The organism is Herbidospora sp. NBRC 101105 (genome assembly GCF_030269205.1).
Taxonomy (GTDB): domain Bacteria; phylum Actinomycetota; class Actinomycetes; order Streptosporangiales; family Streptosporangiaceae; genus Herbidospora; species Herbidospora solisilvae.
On sequence record NZ_BSSX01000009.1, the window covers coordinates 273002 to 288192 of the forward strand.

Annotated in this window: 13 protein-coding genes and 1 tRNA gene; 8 read left to right on the forward strand and 6 right to left on the reverse strand. The window is 69.9% G+C overall.

Features of this window, described 5'->3' with window-relative positions; genetic code table 11:
- Positions 1-67: 67 nt before the first annotated feature.
- Positions 68-958, forward strand: coding sequence for a Ppx/GppA phosphatase family protein (locus QSK34_RS33720; RefSeq protein ID WP_285590306.1), 891 nt, complete (start codon positions 68-70; stop codon positions 956-958).
- A gap of 4 nt (positions 959-962) precedes the next feature.
- Here QSK34_RS33720 and QSK34_RS33725 read toward each other — a convergent pair whose 3' ends face one another.
- Positions 963-2147, reverse strand: coding sequence for a cytochrome P450 family protein (locus tag QSK34_RS33725; RefSeq protein WP_285590308.1), 1185 nt, complete (start codon positions 2145-2147; stop codon positions 963-965).
- A gap of 43 nt (positions 2148-2190) precedes the next feature.
- Here QSK34_RS33725 and QSK34_RS33730 point away from each other — a divergent pair, with 43 nt between their 5' ends.
- The 3 genes from QSK34_RS33730 (at position 2191) to QSK34_RS33740 (ending at position 4790) form a co-directional block, all read left to right on the forward strand.
- Positions 2191-2961 carry a uracil-DNA glycosylase gene (locus tag QSK34_RS33730; protein ID WP_285590310.1) on the forward strand — a complete coding sequence of 257 codons (771 nt, stop codon included), beginning with the start codon at positions 2191-2193 and terminating at the stop codon, positions 2959-2961.
- A 272-nt stretch (positions 2962-3233) separates the two neighbouring features.
- Positions 3234-4499 (forward strand): NAD(P)/FAD-dependent oxidoreductase, encoded by a 1266-nt coding sequence (locus QSK34_RS33735; protein WP_202610863.1) that lies wholly within the window; start codon positions 3234-3236, stop codon positions 4497-4499.
- 218 nt (positions 4500-4717) lie between these two features.
- Positions 4718-4790: transfer RNA gene (locus QSK34_RS33740), tRNA-Leu, on the forward strand.
- 787 nt (positions 4791-5577) lie between these two features.
- Here QSK34_RS33740 and QSK34_RS33745 read toward each other — a convergent pair.
- Positions 5578-6663: a hypothetical protein gene (locus QSK34_RS33745; RefSeq protein WP_285590312.1), complete on the reverse strand. Its 1086-nt coding sequence runs from the start codon at positions 6661-6663 to the stop codon at positions 5578-5580.
- A complete protein-coding gene (locus QSK34_RS33750; RefSeq protein WP_285590314.1) occupies positions 6584-7618 on the reverse strand; it encodes a DUF418 domain-containing protein in 1035 nt (344 codons plus the stop codon). Before QSK34_RS33750 ends, QSK34_RS33745 begins: the two co-directional genes overlap by 80 nt.
- 184 nt (positions 7619-7802) lie before the next feature.
- Here QSK34_RS33750 and QSK34_RS33755 point away from each other — a divergent pair, with 184 nt between their 5' ends.
- From QSK34_RS33755 to QSK34_RS33770, 4 genes are all read left to right on the forward strand, one after another.
- Positions 7803-9707: a glycoside hydrolase family 15 protein gene (locus QSK34_RS33755; protein ID WP_285590316.1), complete on the forward strand. Its 1905-nt coding sequence runs from the start codon at positions 7803-7805 to the stop codon at positions 9705-9707.
- 86 nt (positions 9708-9793) lie between these two features.
- Positions 9794-10588: a Bax inhibitor-1/YccA family protein gene (locus QSK34_RS33760; RefSeq protein ID WP_285590318.1), complete on the forward strand. Its 795-nt coding sequence runs from the start codon at positions 9794-9796 to the stop codon at positions 10586-10588.
- Between the two features lie 167 nt (positions 10589-10755).
- Positions 10756-10983 carry a DUF4287 domain-containing protein gene (locus tag QSK34_RS33765; RefSeq protein ID WP_030451949.1) on the forward strand — a complete coding sequence of 76 codons (228 nt, stop codon included), beginning with the start codon at positions 10756-10758 and terminating at the stop codon, positions 10981-10983.
- 52 nt (positions 10984-11035) lie between these two features.
- Positions 11036-11446, forward strand: coding sequence for a PPOX class F420-dependent oxidoreductase (locus QSK34_RS33770; protein WP_285590321.1), 411 nt, complete (start codon positions 11036-11038; stop codon positions 11444-11446).
- Here the strand turns inward: QSK34_RS33770 and QSK34_RS33775 are convergent.
- The 3 genes from QSK34_RS33775 to QSK34_RS33785 form a co-directional block, all read right to left on the reverse strand.
- Complete coding sequence (locus QSK34_RS33775; protein WP_161483647.1) at positions 11443-12663, reverse strand: acetyl-CoA C-acetyltransferase; 1221 nt, start codon at positions 12661-12663, stop codon at positions 11443-11445. The genes QSK34_RS33770 and QSK34_RS33775 overlap by 4 nt on opposite strands.
- 107 nt (positions 12664-12770) lie before the next feature.
- Complete coding sequence (locus QSK34_RS33780; RefSeq protein ID WP_285590324.1) at positions 12771-14111, reverse strand: outer membrane protein assembly factor BamB family protein; 1341 nt, start codon at positions 14109-14111, stop codon at positions 12771-12773.
- A 49-nt stretch (positions 14112-14160) separates the two neighbouring features.
- The gene (locus QSK34_RS33785) at positions 14161-15138 is read right to left on the reverse strand and encodes an SGNH/GDSL hydrolase family protein (protein WP_285590326.1); all 978 of its coding nucleotides are present in this window, start codon (positions 15136-15138) and stop codon (positions 14161-14163) included.
- Between the last annotated feature and the right edge of the window lie 53 nt (positions 15139-15191).

The following is a 15191-nucleotide window of genomic DNA, read 5'->3' on the forward strand; positions in this document are numbered from 1 at the left end:
TGGGCCGGTAGCTTGGCCGCATATGCTGGCGGGCGCGATCGCCGGTGCCGAAGGGGTGGGTTGAGTAGTGACACGTGTGGCCGCCATCGACTGTGGGACCAACTCGGTCCGGTTGCTCATCGCCGACGTCGAGGGTGACACGCTCACCGACGTCACGCGGCGGATGGAGATCGTCCGGCTCGGGCAGGGCGTCGACAAGACCGGGATGCTCGCCCCCGAGGCCCTGGAGCGCACCTTCGCCGCGATGCGCGGCTACGCCGCCGAGATCCTCGACGAGGGCGCGGTGAAGACCCGGGTCGTCGCGACCTCCGCCACCCGCGACGCCGGGAACCGGGACGTCTTCGTCGACGGCGTGCGCGCCATTTTCGGCGTGGAGCCCGAAGTCGTCACCGGTGCGGCGGAGGCCGCCCTCTCCTTCAACGGGGCCGTAAGGGGCATTTCCGACCCGCCGGGGCCCTATCTGGTCGTGGACATCGGCGGCGGCTCGACCGAGTTCGTCGTCGGCTCCTCTGAGGTCAAGGGCGCCGTGTCGATGGACATCGGCTGCGTCCGCCTGACCGAGCGCCACGACGGCGACTTCGCCGCCATGCGGGCCGACGTCGACGCAGCCCTGGCCGTCGTCGCCGACACGGTTCCGGTGCGCGACGCGCGCACGCTCGTCGGCCTGGCCGGCTCGGTGACCACGGTCGCCGGGATCGCCCTGGACCTGCCCTTCTACGACTCCGAGAAGATCCACCACTCGCGGATCTCCGCCGCCGACGTCCACGAGGTGACCGATCGGCTGCTCCGGATGACCCGGGAGGAGCGCGCCGCGATCCCGGTGATGCACCCGGGCCGCGTCGACGTGATCTGCGCGGGCGCGCTCATCCTCGACGGGATCGTGCGTGACTTCGGCTTCACCGAGGTGGTCGTGAGCGAGCACGACATCCTCGACGGCATCGCCTGGTCGCTGACCTGAAGCTCTACCTGTTGAGGCGGACCGGCAGGGAGAACAGGCCGCGCATGATGTTGCTCGGCCACCACACCAGGTCGTCGGTCGCCAGCTCCAGGTCGGGGAAACGGCGGATCACGCCGCCGATGGCGACCTCGCCCTCGATCTTGGCCAGCGCCGCCCCCACGCAGTAGTGGGGGCCGCGCCCGAAGGCCAGGTGGGGTTCGTCGATGCGGCCCGGCCGGAACACGTCGGGCTCGTCGAAGGCCTCCGGATCGCGGTTGGCCGCCAATAGCGACACCAGGATCGGCTCGCCGGGCAGCATCTCCTGGCCGCCGATCACGACGGGCTCGGTCGGGAACCGCCACGTCGCGTTCCGCACCGGGCCGTCGTAGCGCAGCATCTCGTCGATCACGTCGGGCAGCGTCGAGGGGTCTTTCTTCAGCGCCGCGAACTGGCCGGGGTGGCGTAAGAGCGCCAGCAGGCCGTTGCCGATCAGGGCGACCGTCGTCTCGTGCCCGGCGATCAGCAGCAGGAACGCCGTCGAGGTCAGTTCGTCGGGGCTGATGTCGGGGCGGCGCACCAGTTCGGTCAGCAGGTCGTCGCCCGGATGGGTGCGCTTGTGGGCCACCAGGTCGGCCAGGAACCGCTCCATGCCGTCGGTCGCCGCCGCGAGCTCATCGATCTCCGAGGCCGCCGCCGAGTCGATCACCGAGGCCAGGTGGTGGAAGGCGGCCCGCTCGGACTCGGGCACGCCCAGCAGGTCGCAGATGATCGCGATGGGCAGCGGGTAGGCCAGGTCGGCGATCAGGTCGGCTTCGTCTTTGGCCGCCATCACGGCGAGCAGGCCCTCGGTCAGCTCCTCGGCCCTGGCCCGCAGACCCGCCACTCTCCGGGGCGTGAACGCGGCGCTGACCAGGCGGCGCAGCCGGGGGTGGTCGGGGGAGTCGGCGTTCAGCATGTGCCGGGCCAGCGTCGAGCGGTGGTCGAGGGGGAGGCCGAGCTGCGCGCGGAACCATTCGGGGGAGCCCAGCGCCGGATCCTTCGCCAGCGCCGGGTGGGTCAGCGCGGTCACGGCGTCGGCGTAACGCGTGATCAGCCAGGCCTCGCAGCCGGGCAGCGGCACCTTGGTGACCGGTGCGTTGCGGCGCAGCCAGTCGTAGGCCGGGTAGGGGTCGGCGTCGAAGGCGGGGCCGAAGAGTGGAGGGAGGGACACGGCGCTTTCCTTCCCCGCCGCCTCCGCTGGCACGCTTGGGGCCATGAGTTTCGTACCTCCCGGCACCGGCTGGCCGGACGACCCGGCCACCCCCTCGACCCCCGTCGCGACCACGCCGGCGGAGGTGGCCGAACTGGCCGCGAACAGCCCGTCGATCGGCGAGCTGACCGCCCGCCAGTCGGTGTGCCGCGCCTGCCCTCGGCTGGTGGCGTGGCGGGAGGAGGTGGCCGACGTGAAGCGGAAGGCGTACCGGGAGGAGACCTACTGGGGACGTCCCATCGCCGGCTGGGGCGACGACGACCCGAAGGTCCTGATCGTGGGCCTGGCTCCGGCCGCCCACGGCGGGAACCGCACCGGCCGCATCTTCACCGGCGACCGCAGCGGCGACTGGTTGTTCGCCTCCCTGTTCCGCACCGGCCTGGCGGCGCAGCCGACGAGCGTGCACGCGGGCGACGGCCAGCGCCTGATCGGCGCGCGCATGGTCGCGGCCGTCCGGTGCGCGCCGCCCGCCAACAAGCCGACGCCGGAGGAGCGGGACACCTGCTTCCCCTGGCTGCTCCGGGAACTGCGTCTGGTCCGGCCGCGCGTCGTGGTCGCCCTGGGAGGCTTCGCCTGGCAGGCGATCTGGCCGGCCCTGAAGGCCGCCGGCTACACCCTCCCGAGCCCCCGCCCGCCGTTCGGCCACGGCGTCGAGGTGCCCCTGGGAGAGACGACGTTGATCGGCTGCTACCACCCGAGCCAGCAGAACACGTTCACCGGCCGGGTCACCGAGGCGATGTTGGACGCGGTCTTCTCCCGCGCCGCCGCTCTGTGACCCTCGTTGTCCCAGGTCAGAGGGCTTGTGAATTGCTTCACATGTGTGAAGTCGGTCACGTTCGAAATTTTGGGCAAAGTTCCCACGTCAAGTCGTACTGAAAATTACCGAACCGGAAACTTCGGTCAAGTTCCCTTGGGAAGGGATTGGCCTCCGCCGGTGTTGTTCAGGTAGCTTGTGAATGCTTTCACAAGCGATCGGACACACGAAGGGCATCCGTGGTGAACCGCACGTCGAAGCACATCGTCATCGTTGGCGGTGGATACGTGGGCATGTACACCGGCCTGCGGCTCCAGCGCACCCTCCGTCGCGAACTGCGGAACGGATCGGTCCGTATCACCCTCATCGACCCGCAGTCCTACATGACCTACCAGCCGTTCCTGCCGGAGGCCGCCGCGGGCAGCATCTCGCCGCGGCACGTCGTGGCGCCGCTGCGGCGTGTCCTGCCCAAGGTCCGGATCCTCAACGGCAAGGTCGCCAAGGTCAACCACGAGCAGCGTCAGCTGACGTTCGAGCCGAGTGTGGGCGAACCCCGCGAGATCGGCTACGACGTCGTGGTCATGGCGGCCGGCTCGATCTCCCGCACGCTGCCGATCCCCGGGCTCGCCGACGCGGCCATCGGGTTCAAGTCGGTCGGCGAGGCCATCGCGCTGCGCAACCGCGTGCTGGCGCTGCTCGACCGGGCCGAGTCCACCGACGACGAGGAGGTGCGCCGCCGGGCGCTCACCTTCGTCGTGGTCGGCGGCGGGTTCGCCGGGATCGAGGCGCTGGCCGAGCTCCAGGACATGACCGACGACGCGATCTCCTACTACCCGTCGATCAAGAAGAGCGACCTGCGGTGGGTGCTGATCGAGGCGACCGACCGGATCCTGCCCGAGGTCGGTCCCGAGATGGGCACCTGGACCGCCGAGCAGCTCCGCGAGCGCGGCATCGAGCTGAAGATGTCGACCCGGCTCAACTCGGTGGTCGGCGGCCTCGTCGAGACCAGCGACGGCGACTCCTTCGAGTCGGCCACCGTCGTCTGGACGGCCGGCGTGAAGGCCGCCCCGATCGTGAACTCCGGCGACTTCCCGCTCGACGAGCGCGGCCGCATCAAGACCACGACCAAGCTCACGGTCAGCGGCGTCGAGGGCGCCTTCGCGGCCGGCGACGTGGCGGGCGTGCCCGACCTCACCCACCCGGGGGAGTACTGCGCGCCCAACGCCCAGCACGCCGTCCGCCAGGCCAAGGTCCTCGGCGACAACGTCACCGCCTACCTGCGCGGCCGTCCGCTCAAGGACTACAAGCACAAGTACGTCGGCTCGGTCGCCGGACTGGGCCTGCACAAGGGCGTCGCGAACGTCTACGGAGTCAAGCTGCGCGGCTGGCCCGCGTGGTTCATGCACCGGACCTACCACCTGTCGCGGGTGCCGACCACCAACCGGAAGGTCCGCGTCATGGCCGACTGGACCCTCTCCCTGTTCTTCCGCCGGGAGACCGTCTCGCTCGGTGAGATCGAGCACCCCCGCGACCAGTTCAGAGCCGCTGCCGCCGGGTAACCCCGGCATCTCCCTTTGTTAACGGCCCGCGCCTACCATCAGGCGCGGGCCGTTATCACATTGCAAGGAGAGAAGGGAACGGGGATGGTTGTTTCATCCCGTTTCGCCGGACATTCTCCCTGCTACTGTATTGCCGCCCAGTTTGATGGATCGTACGGGGGATGCGGCGTAAGGTCTCACCAGTTACAGTTGTGCGCTCCGTGACGTATGATCGCGGCGCCCCCGTAGCCCAATGGCAGAGGCAAGCCCCTTAAAAGGGCTTTAGTGCGGGTTCGAGTCCCGCCGGGGGCACCGTTTGGTGGCGTAATTCGGCCCGTGACCAGCAGAAATGCGGTCGCGGGCCGTTGTGATTCCAGGATGGATGCGGTTAATGCCCGCGAACGGGCCTGCGACGATGATCGTCGAGGGGTGCCGTCAGCCCTCCGGTCAAGCTCCGAACCCCGCTGTGGACGCCGGATCCGGGCCCCGACGGGTGCCCGGAGCCGATCTTTGTCAGGGCCGGTGAGGGCTCCCGGGCCGCCGGTCGCACGGACCGCCTTGCTTCGACGGGAGAATCCCATTTCGCGGCCGAATGCCGGTCGCTTCCCTTCCGGTAGTGGTGGCAGGCGGAAAACGTTGCTAAGGGGCGACCGATAAATCATGATCATGGATAGACGGGGCAGGGTCGCAGTCGGTCGCGGTTTCCCCGGGGCGGCATTTCCCGTGAGGTCGCGGACGCGGTGGAGGTGATTTCACCGGCTCGCCGGTCGACGGCATTTAACCGGCGATGAGAATGCGTTTCTGTCGATCGTTTCGTCGAATGTCGGGGATTCGCCGCTGATTGTGGTCAGAAAATCGGGTCCCGCATTTTCTTTTGATAGTTTTCGCAGGTCGGAGGTGGTGCGGTGATGATCGACAAGGTCATTGCCGCTCGGTCGGAAACGGCCCCGATATGGGCGCGCCAGGTGTGATCACCTGCCCGACGAGGTGCGCCCCGGAATGGTTCCACGGATCCGGTAAAATTTCCGCCAAGCCGATCGGGAGAACCGTCGAGTAACATCAGTCACTTTGGTGACCGGCCCTTTCTCCCAGGTTCCCTTCAGGCGGCGGCCCGGAGGGCCGATCTGACCGCGTCGGGCAGATCGGGTGAGTCCATCGCGTCACGTTCGGCCGGGATCCATTCGCGGGCCGCCACCAGCGCCGCCAGCGGCGTCGCCAGACCGTCTCCGACCAGGCAGCAGACCGCCCGGGGCAGCAGCTCGGGCCGGGAGGCGGCCAACCGGAGGAAGGCCTCGGCGGCCTCCGGAGACTCGTCCACGATCAGCGCCAGCCACCACAACGCCCGCCGCGCCTGCTTGACCGACACGTCCCGGGTGAGCCGGTCGATCAACCCGGGACGAGCGGCGGCCACCTCCGCCAGCAGCCGCCCCGCCACCGGCACCGGACGCACGGGATCGCCGGCGGCCCGCTCCGCCACCGACTCCAGCTCCGCGGCCGTCCGGCCCGCCAGCTCGGGAATCCGCCGCAGCAGCGTCGGCAGGGGGCCCACCAGCAACGCGGCGGCGGCGACGGGATCCGGATCGGCGTCCCGGACACTCCGCACGCCGTCCGGCCCCGGCAGCCGCACCACCTGTTCGACGCCGCAGGGCCGCCGCACTTCGAGGAGCAGCCGGATCGGCGTGGTGCCCTGGTGGGCGCGCAGCTCCGCGAGCAGGCCGTCGACGTCCTCCCGGAGGTCGGCCTCCTCCACCAGGATCAGCGTGGGTCTTCCGATGTTCCGCAGCGCCGGCACGAGGTCGCGGCCTTGGCCCGGCCGGAGCAGACCGGTCCGCCACTTCGGGCCGCGGCCGAGGGCGAACCCCCGCATGAGCCGAGACTTGCCAGCCCCGGGAGGACCGGCCACCGCCAGCACCGACGCCGCCTCGGGCCCGTCGCACCAGTCGGCGAGCCGCCGCGACTCCTCCTCACGCGCCCGGCCGGGCGCCGGGGGGTCCACCGGCTCCAGCGCTCCGGCGACGACCCGCCGGGCCTTCCTTAACTGGTGACCGCGCACGACGGCCACGACGACGGCCGCCACGACGAGGTGGACCGTCAGCGAGATCGTGCTACCTTCGGCGACTCCCCGGATCGTCAGGGCCAGCCCCAGAGACCCGCTCGGCAGCCACGCCCTCACCCGATCGTTCATGGGATCGATCAATACCCTGGCGCGCCCGTTTCGGGTAGGTGACCAGACGCCACACATACTCGACCGGCCCCTGCCGGAAGCGCCGCAACCACAACGTCGACCACACCCACTGCACGGCCACGACGCCCGCGGCGATGCCCAGCACGGTCGCCGCCGACCAGTCCTCGGCCGTCCCGCCGACCAGAGGCCGCAGCGCCAGCACGAGCACCGTCGCCGTCAGGTAGTTGGTCAGCGCCATCCGGCCGAGGGGCGCGAACAGGGCGTGCAGGAACCTCCGGAGCGGGCCGCGCAGCAGCACCAGGAACAGGCAGACGTAGACGACGGCGGTCGCCAGCCCGGCGGACGTGAAGAACCGGGCGTCGGACGCCTGCAGGTACCCCAGCACGACGGCCGGCACCAGCGCCACCCCGCCGACGACCGCCGGGACCAGGGCTGAGGACTCCAGCCGGTCGGCCACCCCGTAGCGGACCAGCGCCGACCCCAGCAGGAACAACCCGGGGACCACCAGGATCCCGCCGCCGAGGAACAGGGCCAGGCCGAGCGCCGCGGCCGACAGCACGGCCACCACCCGGCGGGGCAACCACGTCGACGGCAGCAGGACCACCAGCCCCGCCATGGCGTAGATCGCCAGGATGTCGCCGTCCCAGAGCAGCCGGTGGGCCAGGCCGAGGAGCAGCAGCGCCAGCAGCCGCCGCACCAGCACGACCCGCGTGCCGGCCGACTCGTAGAGCAACCAGAAGCCCATCCCGAACAGCAGTGAGAAGATGGGGAAGAACCGATGGTCGACCAGCAGCCCGAGCCACAGGTCGGCCGTGGTGGGCGGCGCGCCGTCGGGCGGCAGCAGCCCGACCGTGGTGGCGATGGGCCGGACGTTGGCGACGAGGATCCCGCAGAGCGCGAAGCCGCGGACGACGTCGAGAGCCACGATGCGTGGCCGGGGGGATAGCCGTGACATGCCGTCGAAGTCTGGTCGCGGCGCGGGCCCCGAACCTGACCCGAACGGCCACATCCGGGGCCTCCGGCTCGTCCTTTCGGCCGACGGGGAGAACCCGCCGCGAGTCGGCGCGAAATGATCTTGCCGGAGTTGATCGCGGCGTATCGTGGCTCGGAACACGGTACGGCGACTGGACGGGTGGAACATGGACACTCTTCACGGATCTTCCCCCTTTCCCCCTATCGCGGATTACGGCTTCCTCTCCGACTGCGAAGTGACCGCACTGGTCGCGAGCAGCGGAAACATCGAATGGCTCTGCCTGCCACGGCTCGACTCCCCGTCGGTTTTCGGCGCGGTGCTCGACCGGGGCGCGGGGCGGTTCCGGCTGGGCCCGGCCGACACGTTCGTGCCGGCCGCCCGCCGCTATCTCCCGGGCACGATGGTGCTGGAGACCTCCTGGGGCACCCCCCAGGGCTGGATCATCGTCAGGGACGTCCTCCTCATGGGCCCCTGGCACCACGAGAACGAGCTCTCCCACACCCACCGGAGGGCGCCCACCGACTACGACAGCGACCACGTCCTGCTCCGGACGGTCCGCTGCGTGTCGGGCGAACTGCAGATCACACTGGACTGCGAACCGGTCCTCGACTACGGCCGTAAGCCCGTGAACTGGTCATACACAGGTAGGGGCTACCACCAGGGACTGGCGACCGCAGAGGGCAGTGACCTCAGGCTGAGGCTCACCACCGACATGCGGCTGGGCTTCGAGGCGGGCCGCGCGATGGCCCGCACCCTCATCAGGGAAGGAGAGACGCGCTTCGTCGCGCTCTCCTGGACCGAGCACGAACCCCCGTACACCTACGACGACGCCTACAAGCGGCTCGTCTGGACCGCGCACCACTGGCAGCACTGGCTGGCCCGGGGCGACATCCCCGACCACCCCTGGCGCGGCTACCTGGAGCGCAGCGCCCTCACCCTCAAGGGGCTCACGTTCGCCCCGACGGGGGCGCTGGTCGCGGCGGCGACGACCTCGCTGCCGGAGACCCCGGGCGGCGAGCGCAACTGGGACTACCGCTACTCCTGGGTGCGCGACTCGACGTTCGCGCTCTGGGGCCTCTACACGCTCGGCTTCGACTGGGAGGCCGACGACTTCTTCTGGTTCATCGCCGACGTGGCCGAGCGCGACGAGGAACTCCAGATCATGTACGGGGTCGACGGCGAACGCGACCTGACCGAGCGCATCCTCGACCACCTCGACGGCTACGAGGGCGCCAAGCCCGTGCGCATCGGCAACGGGGCGTTCGACCACCGGCAGAACGACGTCTGGGGCGCGGTCCTCGACTCCTTCTACATCCACATCAAGTCGCGCGACCGGCTCGACGACCGGATCTGGCCGATCCTGGTCCGTCAGGTCGAGGCGGCGATGAAGCACTGGCGCGAGACCGACCGGGGCATCTGGGAGGTGCGCGGCGAGCCGCAGCACTTCACCTCCTCCAAGGTCATGTGCTGGGTGGCCATGGACCGCGGCGCCCGGCTGGCCGAGCTGCGCGGCGAGCCCGAGCTGGCCGAGACGTGGCAGAAGGTCGCCGACGAGATCAAGGACGACGTCTGCACCAACGGCGTCAGCGAGAACGGGATCTTCCGGCAGCACTACGGCACCGACGCGCTCGACGCCTCGCTGCTGCTGATCCCGCTCGTGCGGTTCCTGCCGGCCGACGACCCGCGCGTGCGGGCGACCGTGCTGGCCATCGCCGACGACCTGACGGTCGACGACCTGGTGCTGCGTTACCGCACCAAGGAGACCGACGACGGCCTGTCGGGCGAGGAGGGCACCTTCACGATCTGCTCGTTCTGGCTGGTGAGCGCCCTGGCGGAGATCGGGGAGCTCCAGCGGGCCCGGCGGCTGTGCGAGAAGTTGTTGTCGTTCGCCAGCCCGCTCGGGCTCTACGCCGAGGAGATCGACCCGGTCAGCGGACGGCAGCTGGGCAACTTCCCGCAGGCGTTCACCCACCTGGCTCTGATCAACGCGATCATTCACATCATCCGTGCCGAAAACCACCATCACCACCCCGGAACTTCCCCGGCGGATCACTCGTTGAGGAGGCGGTGAGAACCATCCCTTGGTCTTGCGGGGTCACAGATCCCACGGGACCATGGCGAGATAGCTGATCATTAAAACCGCATCGTGGAGGCACGGTGGAGAGCAGAAACCCGATTTTCAGTCGGCGTGGCCCGGTCGGCCAAGGACAGTGGTCGGGGCCGACGCCGAGCCCCCAGCATCTGCAGGACATGTACAACCAGCCGGCCTACGCGCCGCCCACCCCCGTGGGCCGCACGCTGACGATGGACGACGTCGTCATGAAGGGCTTCATCGTCCTCGGCACGCTGCTCGCGTCCGCGGGCGTGGCGTGGATCATGAAAGTGGGCATGGGCGTCGCCGTCGTCGCCGTCATCGCCGCTTTCATCCTCGGCCTGGTCATCACGTTCAAGCAGAGCACCAACCCGGCACTGATCCTCGCCTACGCGGTGCTTGAAGGCGTCGCGCTCGGTGCGATCAGCCGGGTGTTCGAGACCTATGTCAGCAGCGGCATCGTGCTCCAGGCCATCGTGGGCACCATGATGGCGGTGCTCGGTGTGCTGGCGGTCTACGCGCTGAACATCTTCCGGCCCACGCCGAAGTTCACGAAGTTCGTGATCGGCGCCGCCATCGCGGCGGTCGGTCTGATCCTCGTGAACCTGATCGTGGGCATCTGGGTCGACGGCGGCCTGGGTCTGCGCGACGGCGGCCCGCTGGCGATCGCGTTCAGCGTGGGCATGATCCTGCTGGGCATGTTCTTCCTGCTGCTCGACTTCGACGAGATCAACCACGCGGTTCAGGCCGGCGCCCCCGAGCGCACGTCCTGGCTGCTCGTCTTCGGCCTGATGCTCAGCATCGTGTGGATCTACCTCGAGGTCCTGCGCCTGCTGTCGTACTTCTCCGGCGACGACTGATCGAACGACGGAAAGCACGCCCCCGGCTTTCGGCCGGGGGCGTTTTTCGTTGTACGGCGAGGAACAAAAGATCAACAATTCGTAACGAAGAGATGTCTGTTGGGTCTTGTCAAGCCCCTGGCCGTGAGGCAGTGTCGACTCAAAGAGCCTTATCCGTGGAGGTGCTTATGTCGTTGAACCACTCACCGGAGACCCAGACAAAGCTCATCGCCCGCGTCCCCACGATCACCGGACGCGAACTCCCCGAGTGGTTTCAAGCCATCGACAACGGTCCGTCGTTCTCTCGCTGCGACGAGCGTGCCAACTGGCTCGCCGACGAACACGGGCTGACCCACGGCTACGCCGCCGCCATCGTGCTGGAGCACGAGCGACGCCGACGCGGCCACATTTTCTGACAGGTCTTCCCAGCGCCCGCGCCCCCTCCGGCGCGGGCGCATCATTGTGTTCATGGACATCAGCAAGGCTCTGGAGTTCGTCCGGGCCAACCACCGCGCGGTTCTGGTCACCCGCCACGCCGACGGCCGCATCCAGACGTCACCCGTCACGGTCGGGGTCGACGCCGACGACCACGTCGTCATCAGCAGCCGGGAGGGTGCGGTCAAGACCAGGAACGTGCGGCACACCCCCGAGGTCGTGCTCACCGTCATGACCGACGAGTTCTACGGCCAGTGGCTCCAGTTGGAGGGCACGGCCGAGGTGGTCTCACTGCCCGAGGCGATGGAACCGCTGGTCGACTACTACCGCCGCATCAGCGGCGAACACCCCGACTGGGACGACTACCGCGCCGCGATGGAGCGGGACCGGCGGGTGATCATGCGCGTCACCGTGACGAAGGCCGGTCCCGACTTCCACGGTTAGGAGAGCCGCTCCACGACCATCGCCATGCCCTGGCCGCCGCCCACGCACATGGTCTCCAGGCCGATCGTCTTGTCGTGGAACCGCAGGCTGTTGAGCAGCGTCGAGGTGATGCGCGCGCCGGTCATCCCGAAGGGGTGGCCGACCGCGATGGCGCCGCCGTTGACGTTCAGCCGGTCGAGGTCGATGCCGAGGTCCTGGTACGACGGGATCACCTGGGCCGCGAACGCCTCGTTGATCTCCACCAGGTCGACGTCGCCGATCGCCATGCCGGCCTTGGCCAGCGCCTTCTTCGACGCCTCGACCGGTCCGAGGCCCATGATCTCGGGCGACAGGCCGGTGACGCCGGTCGACACGATCCGGGCCAGCGGGGTGATGCCGAGCTGGGCGGCCTTGACGTCGCTCATGATGACCACGGCGGCGGCGCCGTCGTTGAGGGGGCAGCAGTTGCCCGCGGTGACCGTGCCGTCGGGGCGGAAGACCGGCTTGAGCTGCGAGACCGCCTCGTAGGTGGTGCCCGCCCTGGGGCCGTCGTCCGTGCTGACGACGGTGCCGTCGGGCAGCGTGACCGGCGTGATGTCGGTCTCCCAGAAGCCGTTCGCCAGGGCCTTCTCGGCCAGGTTCTGCGAGCGGACGCCGAACTCGTCCTGCTCGCGGCGGCTGATGCCACGCGAGGAGGCGACGTTCTCGGCGGTCTGGCCCATCGCCATGTAGATGTCGGGCACGTTCCCGTCGTCACGGGGGTCGTGCCACGGGGGCGTGCCGCCCGCCGCGGCGGCGTCGGTGCGGGCCTTGGCGTCCAGGAACCGGGTGTTGCGGGTGTCGGGCCAGGAGTCGGCGGCGCCCTTGACGAACCGCGACACGCACTCGACCCCGGCCGAGACGAACACGTCGCCCTCGCCCGCCTTGATGGCGTGGAAGGCCATGCGGGTCGTCTGGAGCGACGAGGAGCAGTAGCGGTTGACGGTGGTGCCCGGCACCCCGTCGAGCCCGAGCAGCACGGTGACCACCCGGGCCAGGTTGAAGCCCTGCTCACCGGCCGGCTGACCGGTGCCGAGCAGCAGGTCGTCGATCTCGTTCGGATCGAGTTGCGGCACCTTCGCCAGCGCCGCCGTGACCATCTGGACGGTCAGGTCGTCGGCGCGGATCTCCTTGAGCGATCCCTTGTTGGCGCGGCCGATGGGGGAGCGGGCGGTCGCGACGATGACTGCCTCAGGCATGGGGGCTCTCCAGTGTGACGGCGGACCTCTCCCCGGAGGCTACTACCTGGTATTCCAGAAATCGGCGGCAGGGTGCCAGAAAACAGAACTTTGTACTGGTGCACAACTCAGCCGTACATGCCCGGCAGGGTGGTGGTGGCGTCCTTGACGCCGTGGAGGGCGCCCTTCTCGTCGCGCCACAGGCGCCAGCCGTTCTGGGCGCCGGTGAACCAGGCCGGCGGGGCGCCCGCGTCGGTGGTGCGCTTGCCGGTGGCCAGGTCGAACTCGCAGAGCGCGGCGACGGAGTAGAACCCGGCGGCGGCCTTGCCCAGGGGCTGCGGGTCGGTCACGCAGAACGACCAGCTCCGGACGCCCTTGACCTGGGTGGCCTGGCCGGTCGACAGGTCGAAGGCCGAGCCGGGGGCGTTGTGCTTGAGGAACCCGAGGGTGTTCATCGCCTGCGGGAAGGCCAGCCACCACCCGGAACCGGGCACCTGGGTGGCGGTGATCTGCCCCATCACCCGCCCGCTCTGCCCGTCGAGCCGGGCGAACCCGCCGTAGGTGCCCTGGCCGTCGACCGGCCGCACCACCGGCGACACCGCCGGGTTGCCGCTCGGGTAGACCCGCACCACCGAAGGCCGCACCCAGTCGATCACCCCGTCGGCGAGCCGGATCGAGAACATCCCGAACGTGGAGGTCTTCCCGGTCTTGGGGTGGGTGTACGGGGCGATGTAGCCCACCAGCCGGTCGCCGGACACCCCGAACGCCCAGCCGCCCGACAGGTCGACCCCGTTGCCGAGGGCCGCCTGCACCGGCTGCTGCCACAGGGGGGTGCCGTCCTTCAGCGAGTAGGCCTCGACGACCGGGTCGGCCGCCAGGCGCAGGATGACGACGTGCTTGTCGTCGGACCACTCGACCTCGGCGATGCCGGGCATCTTCCAGACCACCTTGCCGGTCTTGGGGTCGAGCACGATCATGCGGGCGTTCGACAGGGCGGTGTGCTCCGACATGCAGACGTACCCGCCGCACCGCTGCGGCCCGAACGTCGAGTGGACCGGCCGGGTCCAGAGCTGCTTTCCGGTACGGGCCTCGCGCGCGATCAGCGTCGCGTTCCAGCGGCCCTGCTTGGCCGGGTCGAGCGCGACCACGACGCCCTGGCCGGGGGCGGTCTCGACGGTGGCGGGGGCCTGCACCCCCATGCCGGGCAGCCGCCCGGCCATCGTCGCGGGCTGGGCCCAGAGCCTCTTCCCGCTGGACAGCTCGACGGCCACGGTCTCCAGGTTCCCGTCGGCCCGCATCGACGTCAGAGCCGCCACCCCGGCCCCGGTGGTGGTCCGGCTGACCACGTTGACCTGGGTGTTGTGCCAGGTCGGGAAGTCGGCGGGGGCGATGGCGGCGTCACTGCCCGAGCAGGCGGCCAGGGCTCCACAGGTGAGCAGGGCGAGCGCGAGGGCATGGGGCCGTATCAAGATTCACTCCTCCAGGGGGTGACGGCCCGGACGCCGAGGGTGACCGGAATCAGGTGTGCGGAGACACCACGTCCCGCCTGCGGCGGAGCAGCATGGCCCACCGTCCGTGGGGACCGACCGCCCGGCCTGCGACACGGGTCGCGGTGACCTCGGTTCCGGGTTCCTCAACGGCCATCGCCGCCAGAAGGTATTGCGAGCCTTCGACGCGCTCGGGGGAGGGCTCTGGCCACAGGTCGAGCGCGGCGCATACAGAAGGTAGCACTGTGTAAGCGGCCTGTAGGTAGCCTCGGGCACTTGGATGGAATCGATCGGGTCCGAACATTTCTGTCGGATTTGTCATGAACGAGGGTCCGAGCAGGTCGGCGAAGCTGACCGTGCGCCCGCCCGCCTCGATCACCCCGATCGTCTGCGCCGCGGCGAGCTGACGGCTCCACCGGCGGGTCACCCAGCGCAACGGCTGGGCGATCGGCCGGACCGTGCCGAGATCCGGGCAGGTGCCCACCACCACCTGCGCGCCCGACTCGCGCAGCCGCCGGACGGCGTCCTGGAGGTGGCGGACCGCGGTGGCCGGGCGGGTCTGGGTGGTGACGTCGTTGGCGCCGATGAAGATCACCGCGATGTCGGGGCGGGCGTCGAGGGCGCGGTCGACCTGGGCGTCGAGGTCGCGGGAGATGGCCCCTGAGCGGCCGACGACGGTCAGCCGGACCGGCCGCTCGGCCACCGAGGCCAGGCCGAGGGCGAGGTTCACGCCCGGGGTGTCCTTCGGGTCGGTCATGCCGAGGCCGACGGAGGTCGAGTCGCCCAGCACGGCCATGGAGATCGGCTCGCCGGACTGCTCGCCGTAGACGCCGTCGGAGGGCGGGCCGTCCTCGGAGACCGGGCGGCCGACGATCCGGCGGGCGACCATGGCCTCGGCCAGCAGGAGCGCGTAGGTCGCCGCGCCGAGGGCGGTCACCCCGCCCCCGCCCAGCGCCGCCGCCGTCGCGATGCGCCTGGCGGCCCGTGCCGCACCCGGAGTCCAGATCACCGGCCCAACCCCCTATACGGTGTGAGGTGAAAACTAGCCGAGCCCCGGTCACC

Excerpts from the sequence above, each read along its gene's own strand:
- QSK34_RS33775 (WP_161483647.1), bottom strand. The coding sequence starts at position 12,663 with ATGCCTGAGGCAGTCATCGTCGCGACCGCCCGCTCCCCCATCGGCCGC.
- QSK34_RS33750 (WP_285590314.1), bottom strand. The coding sequence starts at position 7,618 with ATGTCACGGCTATCCCCCCGGCCACGCATCGTGGCTCTCGACGTCGTC.
- QSK34_RS33765 (WP_030451949.1), top strand. The coding sequence starts at position 10,756 with ATGTCGTTGAACCACTCACCGGAGACCCAGACAAAGCTCATCGCCCGC.
- QSK34_RS33745 (WP_285590312.1), bottom strand. The coding sequence starts at position 6,663 with ATGAACGATCGGGTGAGGGCGTGGCTGCCGAGCGGGTCTCTGGGGCTG.
- QSK34_RS33735 (WP_202610863.1), top strand. The coding sequence starts at position 3,234 with ATGTACACCGGCCTGCGGCTCCAGCGCACCCTCCGTCGCGAACTGCGG.
- QSK34_RS33755 (WP_285590316.1), top strand. The coding sequence starts at position 7,803 with ATGGACACTCTTCACGGATCTTCCCCCTTTCCCCCTATCGCGGATTAC.
- QSK34_RS33770 (WP_285590321.1), top strand. The coding sequence starts at position 11,036 with ATGGACATCAGCAAGGCTCTGGAGTTCGTCCGGGCCAACCACCGCGCG.
- QSK34_RS33730 (WP_285590310.1), top strand. The coding sequence starts at position 2,191 with ATGAGTTTCGTACCTCCCGGCACCGGCTGGCCGGACGACCCGGCCACC.